Source organism: Rhizobium sp. 10PS4 (assembly GCF_032464805.1).
Lineage (GTDB): Bacteria > Pseudomonadota > Alphaproteobacteria > Rhizobiales > Rhizobiaceae > Rhizobium > Rhizobium laguerreae.
The window spans coordinates 123,969-141,145 of record NZ_JAWDIW010000003.1 but is presented as its reverse complement, the minus strand read 5'-3'; the positions used below and the strand labels follow the sequence as shown (position 1 = coordinate 141,145).

Sequence of the window (17,177 nt, the reverse complement as noted above, 5' to 3'; positions counted from 1 at the left end):
TTGTCAGCCCGGCACAGACGCTCATCCGTCTCAAGGGGCTCAAGTAAAGCCAACCGAGGATAGCGGTTCGGACAAAATCAAGCTCAAGGTGGGCAACTGTTACATTCTGATCGATCCTGGCAAGGTCCAGATGGTCAGCATCGGCGTGATCTATGGTTATGCTTATGAGGGTCATTGCTACAAGCTGCCGAAGCCGCGGATCATGTATCTCCCGGTCAAGGCCACAGAGATATCCCGCGACGACTGCGGATGCGATTGCGGCTATTCGCGGGCGCTCGGCTATTCCGTCTGGTCATTGGACAAGCTCGAACGAGTGATCGCGCTCGACGTCCGCTCCGACGACATCAAAACGCTGATCCTTGACGAAAACCTGCCTGGCAACCGTTCGCCGCTTGCCTATGCGCAGACGCAATCGCTGGCGCCGCAACGGCTTCGTGATTGAATCGATAGCAATGCTCGGATTGAGGCCGAGATGAGCCTCAATCCTTTCCGATCCTAGCGGCACAACAAACAGCATATCTGTCAATCTTGATCTGGGACTTAAAGGCCAGTCTATTCTGTGTGCGATATATGAACAAAAATCAAATAACGCACAAATTTCTTGCCGTCCAGTCCGCCGCGCCTTATGCCTGACGCTGGAGGACGGGATCAGCTTCCCGGCCGCATCTAGCCAAGGAGAGATCCCGCATGGACAAGACAGTCGGGAGCACGGCGGAAGCCGTCTCTGAGATCGGGGATGGCGCGACCGTCATGATCGGTGGTTTTGGTGGCTCGGGCGCGCCGATCGAGCTTATTCACGCCTTGATCGACAAGGGCTCCAAAAACCTCACCGTGATCAACAACAATGCCGGCAACGGGCGCATCGGCATCGCTGCGATGATCGATGCCGGCATGGTCAGAAAGATGATCTGCTCTTTCCCGCGTTCGTCGGACCCTCGCGCCTTCACGGATAAATATCTGGCCGGCGAAATCGAGCTCGAACTGGTGCCGCAGGGAACGCTGGCCGAGCGCATCCGCGCCGGCGGGGCCGGCATCCCGGCTTTCTACACGCCGACCGCCTATGGCACCGAGCTTGCCGAGGGCAAGGTCATTGCCGAATTCGACGGCCGCCATTATGTGCAGGAGCGCTGGCTGAAGGCCGACTTCGCGATCGTGAAGGCTGCGATCGGCGATATTCAGGGCAATCTCACCTACAACAAGGCCGGCCGCAACTTCAATCCGCTGATGTGCATGGCGGCGGCGAAGACCATCGTCCAGGTCTCATCCATCGTACCGGCCGGCGGCATCGATCCCGAGCAGGTGGTGACGCCAGGCATCTTCGTCGACCGCGTCGTCGCTGTCCCCAATCCCCAGCAGGAAGAAGAGCTCATTCGAGCCGGAGTGGCCTACGTATGACCATCGATATCAGCCCCATCAACACCCGGGAAGACATCAAGCTTTCCAATGCGCAGATCGCCTGGCGCGCCGCGCAGGACATTGCCGACGGCGCCTATGTGAACCTCGGAATCGGTTTTCCCGAAATGGTCGCCCGCTATCAGCCGCCCGGCCGTCAGGCGATCTTCCACACCGAAAACGGCATCCTGAATTTCGGCGAGCCGCCGGCGGCAGGGGAAGAGGACTGGGACCTGATCAACGCCGGCAAGAAAGCGGTGACGCTGAAGCCGGGTGCTGCCTTCTTCCATCACGCCGACAGCTTCGCCATGGTGCGCGGCGGCCATCTCGACGTCGCGATCCTCGGCGCCTATCAGGTTGCCCAGAGCGGCGACCTTGCGAACTGGCGGGTTGGCAGCAAGGGCGTGCCGGCCGTCGGCGGCGCCATGGACCTGGTGCACGGCGCCAAGCAGGTCTGCGTCATCACCGAGCACGTCACCAAGACAGGCGAGCCCAAGCTGGTGGAGAAATGCACCTTCCCGCTGACCGGCGTCGCCTGCATCACCCGCGTTTATACCAGCCATGCCGTCATCGACATCGTCAAGGGACGTTTCGTCCTGCGCGAGAAGCTGGCCGCGATGTCGCAGGAGGAATTGCAGGCGATGACCGGCGCGCCGCTGCATGTCGAGGGCCCGGTTGCCGACCTTGTTGTCCCCAAACTCTGAGGAAAAGCCATGACCGAAGCCTTTATCTGCGACTATGTCAGAACGCCGATCGGCCGCTTCGCCGGCTCGCTATCCCAGGTGCGGGCCGACGATCTCGGCGCAATTCCGCTGAAGGCGCTGATGCAACGAAATGCCGCCGTCGATTGGGACGCTGTCGATGACGTCATCTTCGGCTGCGCCAACCAGGCGGGCGAGGACAACCGCAATGTCGCGCGCATGTCGGCGCTGCTGGCCGGCCTGCCGATCGCGGTACCCGGCACGACGATCAACCGGCTCTGCGGCTCGGGCATGGATGCGGTGATCACGGCCGCACGCGCCATCCGCTCCGGCGAGGCCGAGCTGATGGTCGCGGGTGGCGTCGAAAGCATGTCGCGCGCGCCCTTCGTCATGCCGAAGGCCGAGACGGCCTTTTCACGCGCCGCTGAAATCCACGACACGACGATCGGCTGGCGCTTCGTCAACCCGCTGATGAAGAAGCAATACGGCGTCGATTCCATGCCGGAGACCGGCGAGAATGTTGCCGAAGACTATCATGTCAGCCGCGAAGACCAGGATGCGTTTGCCGTGCGAAGCCAGGCGAAGGCCGCCGCCGCCCAGGCAAACGGACGCCTGGCGAAGGAGATCACTGCGGTGATCATCCCGCAGCGCAAGGGCGATGCTGTTATCGTCGACAAGGACGAGCATCCGCGCGCGACGACGATCGAAACACTGGCGAAACTCGCCACACCTTTCAAGAAGGAAGGCGGCACGGTGACAGCAGGCAATGCCTCCGGCGTCAATGACGGGGCGGCCGCACTGATCGTCGCTTCCGAAGCGGCGGCGCGGAAATACGGCCTGACGCCGATCGCCCGCATTCTCGGCGGCGCGGCTGCCGCGGTTCCGCCAAGGGTGATGGGTGTCGGGCCGATCCCGGCCTCGCGCAAGCTGATGGCACGGCTCGGCATGACCGCCGAGCAGTTCGACGTGATCGAACTCAACGAGGCCTTTGCCAGCCAAGGGCTGGCGGTGCTGCGCGCGCTCGGGATTGCCGATGATGACGCACGCGTAAACCGCAATGGCGGCGCGATCGCGCTCGGCCATCCGCTTGGCATGTCGGGTGCACGCATCACCGGCACGGCGGCACTCGAGCTTCTGGAGACCGGCGGGAAACACTCGCTGTCGACCATGTGCATCGGCGTCGGGCAGGGGATTGCGATAGCTCTTGAAAGAATTTGAGGTCGGGACGCTTCCAGCTATTGCCGGACGCTGCCGACCCGTTGCGCGGGGCGCCCGGTTTGGTTAGAGATCGGGCATGCTGATCCGACCCGCAGACAAGAACCATCGAAGCGCCATCTGGAGGATCATCGGTCCGACGATCCGCGCCGGTGAAACCTATGCGCTTGATCGCGATCTGAGCGAAGCCGATGCGCTGGCCTACTGGATGGGACCGGACCGCGAGACCTTCGTCGCCGAAGAGGACGGCGTGATCCTCGGCACCTATTACATCAAGGCCAATCAGGCAGGCGGCGGACGGCATGTCTGCAATTGCGGCTACATGACCGATGCCGCGGCCAGCGGCCGTGGCGTCGCCCGGCTGATGCATGAGCATTCCCTGGAGCATGCCCGCTCGCGGGGCTTTCGGGCGATGCAGTTCAATTTCGTCGTCAGCAGCAACGAACGCGCGGTGGCGCTGTGGCAATCTCTGGGCTTCGATACCGTCGGCCGGCTTCCTGGTGTTTTCCTTCATCCCACCGAGGGTTACGTCGACGCATTGGTGATGTTTCGCACGCTTTGATCATGCAGTTTCGGTGAGCGAGAATTCAGGCAACGCCAACAACGGCATCGAACCACGCACCAAGCGCAGGAAATCGCGGACCGGAGATTTTTCGAGTGCGCGCGGAAAATAGATCGCACCCGATTCCTGTACCCGGCCGTGGTCCTGGAACATCACGGGTCTGATCCCGAACCCATCGAATAATTTCTCGAAACCGCTGGAGGCGGCCATTACCAGCGGCGAACCCTGCATGATCAAGAGAGCCTGCAGCATGGAGTCCACACGTACGGCAAAGTCCCGGGTCTGACGCTCGAGTTGACCAGGTCCTTCATCGTCTCCGTAGCCGGGGCTGATCCAGCGCTGACGCAGAAGATCATCGAGGGTGACCGTCGCCGCTTTGGCCAAATGGTGATCCTTGTTGCAATAGATGTAGGTCGCCTGTCTTGCCAGCGTTTCGAACTCGACCTGCATGACGGCTTCATATTTGTAGGACAGCGTTCCGAAGACGAGATCGTAGACGCCGTGCCGCATCCCTTCGAAACGTGTGCCGTCATCGGCTATCTCGACGTGGACGACGACACCCGGATGCGTCCGGCTGAAGGCTCTTATGATCCCCGGCAATATGACGAGCCCCCAAAGGTCGCCGGTGGCTATGCGAATAACGGCCTTGGCGCGGCCCTGAAGATGTTCGATCTCTTCTTTCGCTTCATCGAGCGCCGGCAGTATCCGCACCGCCCGGCTGTAAAGGGCTGAACCGTAAACGCTCAATTCGACGCCGGCTCCGGTCCTGTTGAACAGCGGAACACCGTAGCTGTCTTCGAGTTGGCGGATGGCGCGGGAAAGCGCCGGCTGCGAAATATTCAGCTTCTTGGCGGCACGCGAGATCGATCGCTGGTTTGCCACTTCGACGAATTGGCGTAGCTCCCGCATTCGTCTCTCTCCCTATGCGAAATACGCATAACATATAGCATGTTTGCATTTGACCTCAGCGCCATCTGCGCCACATTGTACACAACAATAGTAGATTAATTCGAGCGTGCCAAGTGCTGCGAAAGCCCCCAATGGAAGGGAATTTCGCGCTCATGAGCACGTTCTCGACGGGCGCTCTACACAAGAATAAGCCTTCGACAAGGAAATCGGGGCGCGGGATGGGGATAGAAGGAGGAGGAACCGATGTTTAAAAATGGCATAGGCCGGCCGTTGATTTTCGCCGCGACGACGGCGGTGTCGATGATCTTTGCGATCGTTCCATCGGCAGCGCAGGAAAAGGTCCAGCTGACGTTCCGTCAATTCGATCCCCCGACCGAAATTCAAGGCCTGATTGCCGCCGTCGACGCCTGGAACTCCGGTCATCCTGATGTGCAGGTCAAATTGGAGACGATGTCGGGCGGCGATACGCTTGCCCAGTTGGCGCGCGAAATTCCCGCCGGTGCGGGACCGGATGTTCAGCAGCTGGCTTTCGTGTGGACGCGTGATCTGGCGCGATCGAAGCTGCTTCTCGATCTTAGTCCTCTCATCCAATCGAATGCGCCGGGAGCCGGCACCGACGATTTTCTGGCTCTCGACCTCGCCACCCTCGACGGCAAAATCTTCGGCCTGCCATGGACGGCAGATACATTCTCAATGGCCTATCGCCCGGATCTCCTGCAGGCAACAGGTGTCTCAAGCTTTCCGGATAGCTGGGACGATCTTGCGGCAGCTGCCAAGAGATTGACCACCGAAGGTGGCGAAACTGAACAATACGGTTTCTGCTTCCCCGCAGGCAGCGCACCCGACAGCGGCATGTGGACGCTTGTGAATTATTACCTCTGGAGCAACGGCTCGACCCTGGTCACGGAGGAGAGCCCGGGGAAATGGAAGGTGTCGGTGACGCCGGAGCAACTGGCGGCGGCGATGAACTATTTCAACCAGTTTTTCGTGGACGGAACCGCGCCCGAAAACCTCATCACCGTGAATGCGTGGGGCGATCCGGAGCTGATCGGCGGGCTCGGACGAGGCGATTGTGCAATCACTTTCTTTCCGCCGCAAACCTTCAGGGCCGCCCAGAAACAATCGGACAAGCCGCTGCTGACGGCACCGATCCCGAAAGGGACGGAAAAGCGCATCTCCCATCTTGGCGGACGTGCGCTGGGCATCAATCCCAACACCAAGCATCAGAAGGAGGCCTGGGAGTTCGTCAAATATCTGGTCGGCCCCGAGACCTTCAAAACCTATAACCAGTATCCCTCGCAGAAGTCGCTGCTTTCACAGCTCCAGTTTCCACCGGCCGAGCAGGGCTATGTGACGATGCTTCCGTTGGCGCAGACCTTCGAGCGCTACATCTCGTCCCCGATCAAGGTGTCGAGCATGACAGCCCTCATCAATCGTGAGTTTGGCGCCGTGTTCTCCGGGCAGCGCAATCCCGATGAGGCTGCGGATGTCATCATCAAGGAGCTCAACGACTTGCTCGCCCGCGGCAAGGGCTGACCATGTCTGTTTCCGCAAACCCGGACGGCGCGCTGGCCAAGCGCGCCGAAAGACGAGGATCATTCCGGAGTTGGCATTTCGAGCCTTACGGCCTGGTCATGCCGGCGATGCTCATCCTGGCAATCTTTTTCGCCGGCCCGGCATTCTACAATATCGCGCTCAGCTTTCAGGACCTCAGCCTTTTCGATCTGGGAAAGGAGGGTCGGTGGGTCGGTTTTGCCAACTTCGCCACCGTCCTCAAGGATGAAGGAATTGCCGGCGCGTTGTTCAACACGGCTTTCCTGCTGACATTCGTGACGGTCGTCATTCGATTGGCACTCGGACTTGCGCTGGCGATCCTTCTCAACGCCGAGGTCTTCGCCAGGTGGCGCATCGGCTGGCTCGTCCGGTCGCTGGTCCTTGTTCCATTCGTAACGCCGCCGGTCGTCGCCGTCGCCGCATGGAAGTGGCTGCTTGACCCGCGCTATGGCGCGGTCAACCAGTTTCTCCTGTCGACTGGGCTCATCGACAGGGGAATTCCGTTCCTTTCCAGGACGTCGACGGTCTGGGGCGCGGTCGAAACCATGTTGATCTGGCGCGAGCTCCCTTTCGTCATCATCACCTTCCTCGCGGCGCTGCAGTCGATTCCGAGGGAACTCAGGGAGGCCGCCCGCATCGACGGCGCGTCGGAGTTTCAGATCCATTTGCGCATCATCCTGCCGATGCTGAAGCCGGTGATCGCGGTCGTCGCGCTGCTGACGACGATCTGGACCTTCAACAATTTCGTCTATGTCTGGCTCGCCACCCGAGGAGGGCCGGGCGACTACACACAGGTTCTGGCAACGAAGATGTATACGGTCTCGTTTGTCGACTATCGCGTCGGCGAGGGTGCCGCCATCGGCGTTCTCATGAGCCTGATGATGTTCGCCTTCGCGCTCATCTACCTCGGGGTTCTCTCCCGCAGGAAACGGGGAGCGTCGCCATGAATGTTTCAATGACGCATCGAGCGCGTCATATCAGGTTCGCCAGGGACCTGATCACCGTCATTCTGGGTCTCGGCCTGCTGCTGATTTTGGCGTTCCCCTTCATTTGGGTGGTGCTGATTTCCTTCCGCCCGGACAAGGAAATCTTCACCCGGACCTTTCAGCTGTTCACCAGCGTCACCCTGGAAAACTACTACACCCTCCTTCAGAATTCGCCGTTCCCGAACTACCTCAGAAACAGCCTCGTCGTCTGCACGATCTCGACTGTTGCGGCCGTTACCATCTCGCTGATCACCGCCTATGGCTTTTCGCGCAACCGCGATTTCCGCGGCCGCGGCCTACTGCTGATCCTGGTGATCTGCACGCAGCTGTTTCCCTACGTGATCCTGATCACACCGCTTTACTCGATGTTTTTCGCCGTGGGCTTGATCAACAATCCGCTGAGCCTGGTTCTGTCCTATACGGCGATGAACCTGCCATTCGCCATCTATCTGCTTCTCGGCTATCTCGACACAATTCCCCAGGATCTCGATGAGGCAGCCAAGCTCGACGGCGCTTCGACGATCCAGATCATCTTCAAGGTCATTCTGCCGATCGCTTGGCCGGGTGTGGTGACGGTCGCGGTCAACGCCTTCGTGTCGGCGTGGGATGAATTTCTGTTTGCCCTGACACTGATGACAGCGGACGAAAACAAAACCGTGCCGGTCGGGCTTGCCGGCTTTTTCGGCGAATACACCACCCAATGGAATCTGGTGATGACGGCATCGGTGATTTCGACGCTGCCCACGCTTGTCCTTTTCATGCTGCTTCAGCGAAAGCTCGTCTCCGATCTCGCGGCCGGTGCAGTGAAGCTGTAGCGGTGTGAACGCCTCGAACGAACATCGAAGGTCCTCCCATGAACATCATCCTCGTGCTTATCGACAGCGTTAACCGCAATGCTCTTTCGGCCTATGGCGGAACCGAGTTCGCGACGCCGAACCTCCAGTCTTTCGCCCAAAAGGCCTGGCGTTTCGACAATCACTTCGTTGGCAGCCTGCCCTGCATGCCGGCGCGGCGTGAGATTTTTGCCGGCTTCAGCGGCATGCAATGGCGTCCTTGGGGACCGCTCGAACCCTTCGACCTTCGTCTGCCGAAACTTCTGGAGAGTGCGGGTTACACAACCGCGATCGTCACCGATCACTATCACTACTGGGAGGAGTCGGCGAACGGCTACATCCAGAGCTTCCAGGGTGCGGAATTCATTCGAGGGCACGAGTTGGATTTCTGGCAACCGCTCGTGCCGGAGGCGGATCTGCCGCAATGGGCGCACAATATCGAGAAGTGGCGACCGGGCTATGGTCACCGCTACTTCTCCAATGTCGCGAACTTCAACGACGAGGCCGATTTCTTTCCCGCCAAGGTGATGACATCGGCCAGCGAATGGCTCGCCAAGCCGAAGACCGGAAAGCCGTTCTTCCTGCAGGTCGAGTCCTTCGACGTGCATGAGCCCTTCGATGTGCCGGAGCCCTATGCATCGATGTACGGCGACGGCGCGGCACGCGACCGCTTCACGCTGTGGCCGCCCTATCAGGATGCGGCACGCCAGGCGGAGTTCATGAGCCAGGCGAGCCCCGAGGAACTGGCTTTCGTTCGCTCCCAATATGGCGCCAAGCTGACGATGACGGACCGGTGGCTGGGCAAGCTGTTCACCACCCTGGACGAACTCCAGCTCTGGGACGACACGGCCATTATCGTCACTACCGATCACGGACATGATCTCGGCGAACGCGGCGGCTATGGCAAGCAATTCCCGCATTTCGACAGCCACGCGAACATTCCGCTGCTCGTCTGGCACCCCGGCTTCCAAGCCAATGGCGGCGCGATTCAAAATCTGACGTCGACCGTCGACCTCTTCGCGTCGATCCTGGCGATCGCCGGCGTCGAGCCGCCGCGACAGACGCACTCGCATTCATTTCTGCCGCTTCTCAAGGGAGATACCAGCAACGCGCGGAACGCCGTCATTTACGGGACATTCGGGCAAGGCATCTGCTGCACCGATGGCGAATGGACGCTGATCCAGCCGCCAGATCGCGAGAAACCGCTTTACGCCTACTCGACCATGGTGCCCACCACCATCGAGCCGCAGGACAAGCCGGTCGATCATGGACACTACATTCCCGGTATCGACATGCCGCAATGGAAAATTCCCATCACCCCCGACCGCCCCGGAGACCGGCGGAACCTGGACAGCCAGCCGCTGCTATACGATCGACGCAATGATCCAAGGCAAAAGCGCGACCTCTGGCACGACCGGCCCGAAGAGCGGGGACGAATGTCGCATCTGATGCGGCAAGTCATCGAGCAGTACGGCGCGCCGGCCGAGCTGTTTCAGAGACTGGGGTTGGACTAGCTGCAGATGAGGGCCGCTGCGCCGATAGGGCCATTGCCGGTTTGACACTTAAAAAAGATGTGAATGCGCTGTCGAATCCGCCGCGGCCCAAACGTCTTGAGATCGCAGGCGTAAAGTGCGGTAGGTTTGCCGCATGCGTCGCGGTCACTCTGTCGGCATGGAGGTTATGAAGCCATGGGTGTTTCCTATCGTTGGGTCATCGTCGCTGCGGGCGCATTGATGACATGCGTTGCGCTCGGCGCGATGTTCTCGTTGGCGATCTTTCAGGAGCCGATTGCAACGGCGACCGGCTGGTCGCGTGTCGGTATCGCGAGCGCGATGACGCTGAACTTCATCGTCATGGGTTTCGGCGGCTTCTTCTGGGGGGCGGCAAGCGACCGCTTCGGCCCGCGCGTGGTCGTGCTGATAGGCTCCGTTCTGCTCGGCCTGGCGCTGGTGCTGGCGAGCCGGGCCGAAACCCTGCTGCAGTTCCAGCTGACCTACGGCATCCTTGTCGGACTCGCGGCCAGCACGTTCTTCGCGCCGATGATCGCGGCGACGACCGCCTGGTTCGACGAAAACCGCGGCCTTGCGGTGTCGCTCGTCTCCGCCGGCATGGGCGTTGCGCCGATGACCATCTCACCCTTCGCGCGTTGGCTGATCTCGGCCTATGAATGGCGGCCGGCAATGCTGATCATCGGTGTTGCCGCCTGGGTGCTGCTGGTGCCGGCCGCGCTGCTGGTCAGGCGCCCACCTGCCGAGACCACCGATACCGGAACCGCGTTCGCGGCCGACGGCGCCCGGCCGCAACTGTCGAAAGTCTTCCGATCGCCGCAATTCATCGTGCTTGGCCTGACCTTCTTTGCCTGCTGTGCGGCGCATTCCGGTCCGATCTTCCACATGGTGAGCTATGCGACGATCTGCGGCGTGGCACCTATGGCGGCCGTCAGCATCTACAGCGTCGAGGGTCTGGCGGGGTTGGGCGGCCGGCTGCTCTATGGCAGCCTTGCCGACAGGATCGGCGTGAAGCCGGTGCTGGTCGCCGGCCTGCTGGTGCAAGCGGCAGCGCTCGCGACCTATCTCTTCGTCAGCCGGCTCGGCGAATTCTACGCGCTCGCCATCGTCTTCGGCAGCGCCTATGGCGGCGTGATGCCGCTTTATGCGGTGCTGGCGCGGGAATATTTCGGCCAGCGCATCATCGGTACCGTCTTGGGCGCAGCGACGATGCTCTCCAGCCTCGGCATGGCGTTCGGCCCTCTGATCGGCGGCTGGATATTCGACACTTTCGCCAATTATTCCTGGCTGTTCATCGGCTCCGCGATGGTCGGGCTGGGGGCCGCGGCGATAGCGCTGGCATTCCCGCCTCTCGCCCGCCAGAAACCACAGCCGGCCTTCGGCGTGGCGCCATAACGAGCGCCTTGCCAATCCTCACAGGCGATATCGAGAGTGGACGTCGGCGAACGCCCACTCAAGGTTTTCGCATCGTCGCGATTCTTGCCGCCAAATCGCCAACACCGCAGGCGGCACATTCGCCTCCACCGTAACAAATGGACGAGGACCAGCCGGACTGCGATCATTCACATCCGCTGGCATCGAGCGCCATTCTGGATGCCGAAAGAACAAAGTGTTCAAAGGCAAGGAATAACTTGATGCCGGCGAAAGCCGAGCTCGTATTCGTGTAGTAGTGGACGCTGCGGCGACGCGCTCTGCTAGGGCGGTAACGGGTAAGACGCACCAGTCCTGAAATATTCACTTGAGGAACCCTCAGTTCTTCGGCAGTATACTCTTTATTAACTTTTGGCTGGGGGCCATGCTGCAGCAATGAGGGTAATGGGGATTGCTCTGGCATGTATCATGTTGCTGTCGCAGCCGGCTCTGTCGCAGTCTCCACTCGACATCATCAGGAGCTTGACCGACGGCGTCACACGTGATGCTGCGCCGCCCGAGGCTGGTCGCCTAACGTCTAAACCGATGCCGACTTTTCGGTCACAGCTGACAGGAACGCAAGTGCAACGCCTGCAGCGTGCTCTGGAAGCACTCGGTTACTATCACGGTCCGATCGACGGAGATGCCGGGCCTGACACGTGGAGTTCGGTAGCAGCGTGGGCACGCGATCGGGGATGGGAGGCTCCAACAACCCTCCGTGTCGCGCATCTCAATTCCCTGGAAGCTGAACGCGCGCAGGGACAGGTTGCAGAACAGGATCGTCCAGGCTCTGGTCCAGAAGATGGGACTGTTCGTCGCGTTCAAACGGCCCTCTCACGGCTCGGCTACTATTCGGAGCCGGTGAATGGGCAGGCAGACCAAGCGACCATGGCTGCGATGGCGGCCTGGGCGGCGGATCGGAGCTGGGAAGCGCCGGCATCGATCCGCGAGGCACATGCCGTCAACATGGAGGAGGAGCTCTCCCATGGGACAGGCCCGGTTGTCGGCAATGCGGCCTTGCCGCCGTGGCAGCCGGACGACACGGGGATCGGCAGCAAAATCTGCGCGTCCACCGGCTACAGCAAAGTCTGCCTTCGTCTTGCCTGCGATGCCGAAGTCGGTGTGGTCCTTGATTTAGAAGAGGTGGCGGGCTACTCGACACCGTCGGTCTCTAGCGCGGGTCTGACGGTGGATCGAGGCCCTGAGGCAATGCTTCCTCTCGATGGCATCCGCAAAAGACCGGTCCTCGATGCCGGTCGTGATGCAGCGCTCATCGCCCGCCTTTCCTCCGGGCGATCGTTGAACCTCAAGTTGGGGACATGGTCGATGTCCTTCGGTCTCGCGCAATTCGGCCCCGAATACGACCGGGTTGGAAAGGCATGTGCTACCCTCCTCGCCAGACTCCGTAGCGGCCAGGATCCCTTCCCTGGACGGTTCTCCCGCCTTGCCGACGAGCTGGCCGAGGTCACGATGTCCGAAGGAACGTGGACCTCGCAGCCGAACACGGATCTTGCCGGCAATGACATTCGACATGGGCTGGCCGATCCGCTTCTGCGTGGCCTGACGGAAGGCGGCTGTATCGCGATCTGCTCGGAAACCGACATGTGCCAGGCCTATACGTTCAACCCGAGCGGCGGGGCATGTTTCCTGAAGTCCGAAAAGGGCTCGCCCAAACCCCACGCAGCCGCAAGGAGCGGCGTTTTCGATGGCCGGAAGGCGAGTTTAGCACCTCCACCCACCCGTGGACCGGGACCGATCGTCGATGGAGCGGTCGGGTGGCACGAGGGCGAGACACTGGAGGGCTTCCAGGCCCGCGTGAAACAAGCCGCTCGCAGGCTCGGCGGGTCATGCGACGAGGAGAAGGAGACGCTCCGGCGTCTGGCCGAAAAATTCCAATGGGCACTCCCAAAGCAGGGACCGCTGCGCGCCGGAAACAGCTTTGCGATCGAGTGGTCGGGCAACACGCTCGAAGATCGCATACCGGTTTGGTTCGTGGTCAAAGCAGAACAGCCCGTCCGTTTTAAAGGTAAGGGGCATGTAGCGTTGGGTCCTGCCGCGCCCAATCCGTTCGCGATCAAAACCGGTCTCGGCAGGACACGCGCCATGGTCGCTCTGGCGACGCGTGGCGCCGCGGCGAGTGGTTCAGTTTCAACCATTCCGCTGCAAGCGGGGCCTTTGAATCTATCCGTCTCATTGGTGGCTTATCTGCGCGCCTGCGAGGAGGAGATCGTTCTGAAGGAAGCGTCAGAGCGGCTCGAAATCGCACCGGCCCCCGCCGAGATCGTCCTCAACACCGCCGAGGGCCGCGCGGCGTTCACACATAGCATCGACATCCCTAAATTCTCCCGTCGCATCCTCCTCAACGATACCCGCTTTCTTCTGCTGGATGCGGCAAGCGGGACGGAGATCGTCGAGCGGGCAGGCACACACCTGCAGATCTCGCCGACCCACCGCTTCATCGGCGTTGAGCATAATGGCCGGCTCGACATCGTCGACATGGTCGATGGGCATACGGCCGCGACGGCGGATGCCGGCGACCTTCGCTGGGCGCTCGGTGACAGTGTCGTCTTCACCACGCTCGCGCCTTGGGCAGAGGTGAATTTTTCCTCCACCTTCGGCGACCATTTGCGCATACGTGAACAGATTACCGGGCCGTCTTGCTGCACGGCGGAACGCGGTCAAACGCGCGTGGCGATCGATCTGGAGAATGCCGCCTACGCCATTTGGGGTGGCGCCGGCTACCGCGTTGGTGCGCTCCAGAACCCTGATTACGCCTCGATCGCGAATTCTTCCGGCGCTTATAGTTCTCAAGGTGGCGAGACGGTTCCCCTTCATTTTCATATGTTCTGGTCGCTTGGCATGGTGTCGCCCGTCAGTGTCGCTCGGGAATTCGATGTTGCCGGCGGCTTCAGGACGACCAGTACCTGGGAAGACTGGGAGGTCGCGGACGCCGATAGCCGCCGCCCACGCGATTTTACGGAAAGCCTGTCGCGCACACTGGGCAAAATTGAGCTTCAGGCAGTCATGATCGATGCGGCCGTGGCATCGAACGACCAAGGCTCCACCAGAGCCGGCAACGACACACCTCTCGCCGCTGCCTTGCCCGAACAACTCTTGCGCCTCGGCGTCGCGCTCGATCCAATGGTCGACGGTGAGCGCCTCGTCGAGTCCTACGCCGCAGGTGAGAATAACGCCCTTCACGCGCTTGATCGTGACCAGCGGCTGAAACGATCCGCAGAGGCGATGGGGCGCTTCCGCCGCGAGGCGGAGCGTGCGGGCTGGCGCTTCGACTGGGCTCTGCCCGTCGGGGACGAGGGTCCCATCTCCGACTGTGAACATCTTCTACTCGGAGAATCCTCAAGCACGGGGGGCACGGGTTCGCTGTTAGCGCCTCGCGATGTTGTCGAGGTCTCGACGGTCCGCACGTCTCGCGGGGCGGTATGGGTGGCACGTGCGGAGTGTGTTGCGGGCGCGACGTTCGGGAGCCTCAGGCCCTATGCTGCCCTTTACGTCATGGATATCGCGCGCCCCGCGCCGGCGGCGAGTGCGTCACTTCAGGCGGAAGGCGCATTTTTCTTCGAAAACAATGCCCATCGTCTGTGGTACGAGCACCCTTTTCGTATCAAAGCCAATGACGACCTTCTGCTGACCTATGCGCCCGGCAACGGCGTCATGACTGTGCGTGACCGCGCAACACAGAAATTCCTCTGGATCGGCGAGAATCTTCCGAATGGCGACCTCCTCGTCGATGCCTGGTTGACCAAAGACCGTCGCCATGCGGTGCAACTTAATTCTGACGGCAACTTCTACATTCACGCCATTCTGGACGATAGGCAATCGCTCCTGTCCGGGCGCATCGCCGACGACGAGATCGCGGTCTGGACCAAGGACTATTACTACGACGCGACAGCCGAGGCCGCCACCCTCATCGATCTGAAGTTTCCCGGTAGGGTTGGACAGTATAGTCTCGACCGGTTTGGCACAGCGCGCCTGGTCCCAGATCTGGCGCGCGCCGTTCTTGATCGCGGGCAGACGCCGGAGGCTGCCGCCGAGGTGGGCGTACCGCCGTCGTTGACAGGCGAGATCGCGCTCGAGGAAAACGGCAGTCGCGTAAGAGCGGTATTGCACTTCGATCCGGCTGAGACGGTGCATATGTCCGTTTTTCAGGACGGTGTCCTGACCGAAACGGTTGATGCTGCCACCGTCGGAAATGCAGTGTCGTTCGAGAGGCTTAAGGACGCGCGTTGGGTGTCCGTCATCGGATTCAATTCTGCGGGTCTGGCGAGCCTCCCGGTATCCGCTGATCTCGGCGAGCCTCTTGCGCGCCGCGCGATCACCCGCGCGCTCGTCATCGGCGTGAATACTTACGAGGACGAGCGACTGCGCTCGCTCAACTACCCTCTGCGCGATGCAGGCGCGGTGCTCGGAACGCTGACCGAGCCGCTTGGCAAAGAGCCACCGTTCCGCGGCGAGGTAGGGCCGAAGGACAGGCGTGCCACACCCGAGGCCATACTGGAGGCGACTGCGCGACTGCTGGACGGGCTGGCGCGTGGGGACCACGCGGTCCTGTTTCTGGCCGGCCATGGCATGCAGGACCGCAATGGGCGTTTCTTTTTCGCGACCTCGGCCACCGATCCAACGGATCTCGAACACACAGCCTTGCCTTTCGACCGGCTGGCGGCGCTGTTCGAAAGGACCGAAGCGCGCATCACCATCCTTCTTGACGCCTGCCACTCCGGCGCCGCGGGGACCGGGTCTTTCACCACCAACGACGATCTCGCCAACAGCCTCGCCGCCCTTAGATCCAATCTCACCGTTCTCGCCGCTGCGAAGGGGCGACAGGAGTCGCTCGGGCGCCGCGAGGTGGGGGGCCTGTTCACCAACGCGATCGTTACCGTCCTCGGGAAAGAACGTGATCGTTATGACCACAACCACAATGGTCGCATCGAGGCCTCCGAACTGTATCGCGGCGTCAAGACGCTGGTTTTCGCTGCGAGCGGCGGCAAGCAGACACCCTGGATCATCAACAGCCGACTGGTGGGGGACTATGCCCTTTTTTAGATTTCGCAACGCCTATAGAACGGTTGCGATCCTAGCAGCTGCCATGCTGCTTCTCGCACCTGCCGCCTCCGGTGCTGCGTGCCTCATCTGTGACGAGGTCGTCGAGCTGGATGGAGTGCGGGCAAATTGCTTCCGTCAGGACTATGAAAAGTTTCTTTCAACTGCTCGAAGCTCGGAAACGAGCAATACGGAGGTCGATCTCTCCGCCTGTGCTGGCGATGACGGGCGCGAACGTCGCGGTCTGGATCGGATGCCTGGGCTTTTATCACTCGGAAGCGAATCCAGCGCGCGGAACCAGCGCGAGCTACGATCGGTCTACATCTTCGATGAGGCAAGCCTTGTTTGCCTCAAGCGATTGCTGGATGGGCACGAAGGTACGATTGATCCGTCGGTGCGGTTCGATCTGGTGGAGAATTGCAAGCCATGAGCCAGCCATCATCCAAGCGGCGGGTCGGGCTCTCTTTCTTAAATGTTTCGGAAGCCGGCTGGTCGTTTCTGAGCAGCATCGTTGCCGTTTTGACCTTCGTCAGCGCGATAGGCGGTATCTTCTGGGCGGTTTTCGAGTACATCGAGAAGAAGGAGATGGATCGCACGAAATATACGCTCACTCTCATCGAGACCTGGGAAACGCAAGGCTATCGGCAAGCCTACGGCGAACTTCGCCAGTTTTATTCAACGTTCCTTGAGACGATCCCGGTCGGCGACAAGAGGAGGGCTGACACAGGCGGGCATGCCATGGATAATCTGTTGCAGTCCTTAAACCGTCAGATTGCGCAGGAGCCTGCGCGCCAGGAGCAAGTCAGGGAAGTCGTCTATTTCTTCAACCGGCTTGCTCTTTGCGTGAATGCGTCACTCTGCTCCAAGGAAACAACGGCAGTCTTCTTCAATGATACTGTGCAGTCTTTCCTTGAGGTTTATGGTGCTTACATCGACAATAACAAGGAAACATTGCCAGGCCGGGGCGTGACACTTGTCGAGCTCTCTCGGGAACTCAATCCTGCTGGCCGGGATTAAACACCATGCGAATCTCGCTCTTTCGTGCATTG

14 protein-coding genes and 1 pseudogene are annotated in these 17,177 nt (G+C 60.8%); 13 read left to right on the top strand and 2 right to left on the bottom strand.

Translation table 11 applies throughout. The features are described from left to right. Nucleotides 1-133: 133 nt before the first annotated feature. The 5 genes and pseudogenes from RWJ89_RS06445 to RWJ89_RS06425 form a co-directional block, all read left to right on the top strand. Nucleotides 134-442: pseudogene (locus RWJ89_RS06445) on the top strand (hypothetical protein); the annotation flags it as partial. Nucleotides 443-687: 245 nt separating this feature from the next. Further along, nucleotides 688-1,395, top strand: coding sequence for a 3-oxoacid CoA-transferase subunit A (locus RWJ89_RS06440; RefSeq protein ID WP_131662345.1), 708 nt, complete (start codon nucleotides 688-690; stop codon nucleotides 1,393-1,395). Next, nucleotides 1,392-2,096, top strand: coding sequence for a CoA transferase subunit B (locus RWJ89_RS06435; RefSeq protein WP_168286826.1), 705 nt, complete (start codon nucleotides 1,392-1,394; stop codon nucleotides 2,094-2,096). The genes RWJ89_RS06440 and RWJ89_RS06435 overlap by 4 nt, the downstream gene beginning before the upstream one ends. 9 nt (nucleotides 2,097-2,105) lie before the next feature. Beyond that, a complete protein-coding gene (gene pcaF / locus RWJ89_RS06430) occupies nucleotides 2,106-3,311 on the top strand; it encodes a 3-oxoadipyl-CoA thiolase (protein WP_316030722.1) in 1,206 nt (401 codons plus the stop codon). A gap of 76 nt (nucleotides 3,312-3,387) precedes the next feature. Further along, nucleotides 3,388-3,870: a GNAT family N-acetyltransferase gene (locus RWJ89_RS06425; RefSeq protein ID WP_316030721.1), complete on the top strand. Its 483-nt coding sequence runs from the start codon at nucleotides 3,388-3,390 to the stop codon at nucleotides 3,868-3,870. Here RWJ89_RS06425 and RWJ89_RS06420 read toward each other — a convergent pair whose 3' ends face one another. Beyond that, on the bottom strand, nucleotides 3,871-4,779 hold the full coding sequence (locus tag RWJ89_RS06420) for a LysR family transcriptional regulator (RefSeq protein ID WP_316030720.1): 909 nt from the start codon (nucleotides 4,777-4,779) through the stop codon (nucleotides 3,871-3,873). A 243-nt stretch (nucleotides 4,780-5,022) separates the two neighbouring features. Between RWJ89_RS06420 and RWJ89_RS06415 the strand changes: the two genes are divergently transcribed. From RWJ89_RS06415 to RWJ89_RS06395, 5 genes are all read left to right on the top strand, one after another. Beyond that, nucleotides 5,023-6,315, top strand: coding sequence for an ABC transporter substrate-binding protein (locus tag RWJ89_RS06415; RefSeq protein ID WP_316030719.1), 1,293 nt, complete (start codon nucleotides 5,023-5,025; stop codon nucleotides 6,313-6,315). A 2-nt stretch (nucleotides 6,316-6,317) separates the two neighbouring features. Continuing rightward, a complete protein-coding gene (locus RWJ89_RS06410; protein WP_316030718.1) occupies nucleotides 6,318-7,280 on the top strand; it encodes a carbohydrate ABC transporter permease in 963 nt (320 codons plus the stop codon). Beyond that, on the top strand, nucleotides 7,277-8,134 hold the full coding sequence (locus RWJ89_RS06405) for a carbohydrate ABC transporter permease (RefSeq protein ID WP_131662338.1): 858 nt from the start codon (nucleotides 7,277-7,279) through the stop codon (nucleotides 8,132-8,134). The genes RWJ89_RS06410 and RWJ89_RS06405 overlap by 4 nt, the downstream gene beginning before the upstream one ends. Nucleotides 8,135-8,172: 38 nt before the next feature. Then, nucleotides 8,173-9,666: a sulfatase gene (locus RWJ89_RS06400; RefSeq protein WP_316030717.1), complete on the top strand. Its 1,494-nt coding sequence runs from the start codon at nucleotides 8,173-8,175 to the stop codon at nucleotides 9,664-9,666. Between the two features lie 174 nt (nucleotides 9,667-9,840). Continuing rightward, nucleotides 9,841-11,055, top strand: a complete 1,215-nt coding sequence (locus RWJ89_RS06395; protein ID WP_221945190.1) for an MFS transporter — start codon at nucleotides 9,841-9,843, stop codon at nucleotides 11,053-11,055. A gap of 163 nt (nucleotides 11,056-11,218) precedes the next feature. On the opposite strand, the gene RWJ89_RS06390 is transcribed toward RWJ89_RS06395, so the two are convergent. Further along, nucleotides 11,219-11,494, bottom strand: coding sequence for a hypothetical protein (locus RWJ89_RS06390; protein WP_316030819.1), 276 nt, complete (start codon nucleotides 11,492-11,494; stop codon nucleotides 11,219-11,221). Between RWJ89_RS06390 and RWJ89_RS06385 the strand changes: the two genes are divergently transcribed. The 3 genes from RWJ89_RS06385 to RWJ89_RS06375 are packed head-to-tail and all read left to right on the top strand — an operon-like array spanning nucleotide 11,467 to nucleotide 17,145. Beyond that, a complete protein-coding gene (locus tag RWJ89_RS06385) occupies nucleotides 11,467-16,131 on the top strand; it encodes a caspase family protein (protein ID WP_316030716.1) in 4,665 nt (1,554 codons plus the stop codon). The two genes, RWJ89_RS06390 and RWJ89_RS06385, sit on opposite strands and share 28 nt — an antisense overlap. Further along, entirely contained in the window at nucleotides 16,118-16,558 is a 441-nt protein-coding gene (locus RWJ89_RS06380; protein WP_168282111.1) for a hypothetical protein, read from the top strand. Before RWJ89_RS06385 ends, RWJ89_RS06380 begins: the two co-directional genes overlap by 14 nt. Beyond that, the gene (locus RWJ89_RS06375; protein WP_316030715.1) at nucleotides 16,555-17,145 is read left to right on the top strand and encodes a DUF4760 domain-containing protein; all 591 of its coding nucleotides are present in this window, start codon (nucleotides 16,555-16,557) and stop codon (nucleotides 17,143-17,145) included. Before RWJ89_RS06380 ends, RWJ89_RS06375 begins: the two co-directional genes overlap by 4 nt. Nucleotides 17,146-17,177: the final 32 nt, after the last annotated feature.

Bases quoted from the DNA above. Each gene is read 5' to 3' on its own strand.
- pcaF (WP_316030722.1), top strand. From the start codon at position 2,106: ATGACCGAAGCCTTTATCTGCGACTATGTCAGAACGCCGATCGGCCGC.
- RWJ89_RS06415 (WP_316030719.1), top strand. From the start codon at position 5,023: ATGTTTAAAAATGGCATAGGCCGGCCGTTGATTTTCGCCGCGACGACG.
- RWJ89_RS06405 (WP_131662338.1), top strand. From the start codon at position 7,277: ATGAATGTTTCAATGACGCATCGAGCGCGTCATATCAGGTTCGCCAGG.
- RWJ89_RS06410 (WP_316030718.1), top strand. From the start codon at position 6,318: ATGTCTGTTTCCGCAAACCCGGACGGCGCGCTGGCCAAGCGCGCCGAA.
- RWJ89_RS06390 (WP_316030819.1), bottom strand. From the start codon at position 11,494: ATGCCAGAGCAATCCCCATTACCCTCATTGCTGCAGCATGGCCCCCAG.
- RWJ89_RS06440 (WP_131662345.1), top strand. From the start codon at position 688: ATGGACAAGACAGTCGGGAGCACGGCGGAAGCCGTCTCTGAGATCGGG.
- RWJ89_RS06435 (WP_168286826.1), top strand. From the start codon at position 1,392: ATGACCATCGATATCAGCCCCATCAACACCCGGGAAGACATCAAGCTT.
- RWJ89_RS06400 (WP_316030717.1), top strand. From the start codon at position 8,173: ATGAACATCATCCTCGTGCTTATCGACAGCGTTAACCGCAATGCTCTT.
- RWJ89_RS06385 (WP_316030716.1), top strand. From the start codon at position 11,467: ATGAGGGTAATGGGGATTGCTCTGGCATGTATCATGTTGCTGTCGCAG.
- RWJ89_RS06425 (WP_316030721.1), top strand. From the start codon at position 3,388: ATGCTGATCCGACCCGCAGACAAGAACCATCGAAGCGCCATCTGGAGG.
- RWJ89_RS06375 (WP_316030715.1), top strand. From the start codon at position 16,555: ATGAGCCAGCCATCATCCAAGCGGCGGGTCGGGCTCTCTTTCTTAAAT.
- RWJ89_RS06395 (WP_221945190.1), top strand. From the start codon at position 9,841: ATGGGTGTTTCCTATCGTTGGGTCATCGTCGCTGCGGGCGCATTGATG.
- RWJ89_RS06420 (WP_316030720.1), bottom strand. From the start codon at position 4,779: ATGCGGGAGCTACGCCAATTCGTCGAAGTGGCAAACCAGCGATCGATC.
- RWJ89_RS06380 (WP_168282111.1), top strand. From the start codon at position 16,118: ATGCCCTTTTTTAGATTTCGCAACGCCTATAGAACGGTTGCGATCCTA.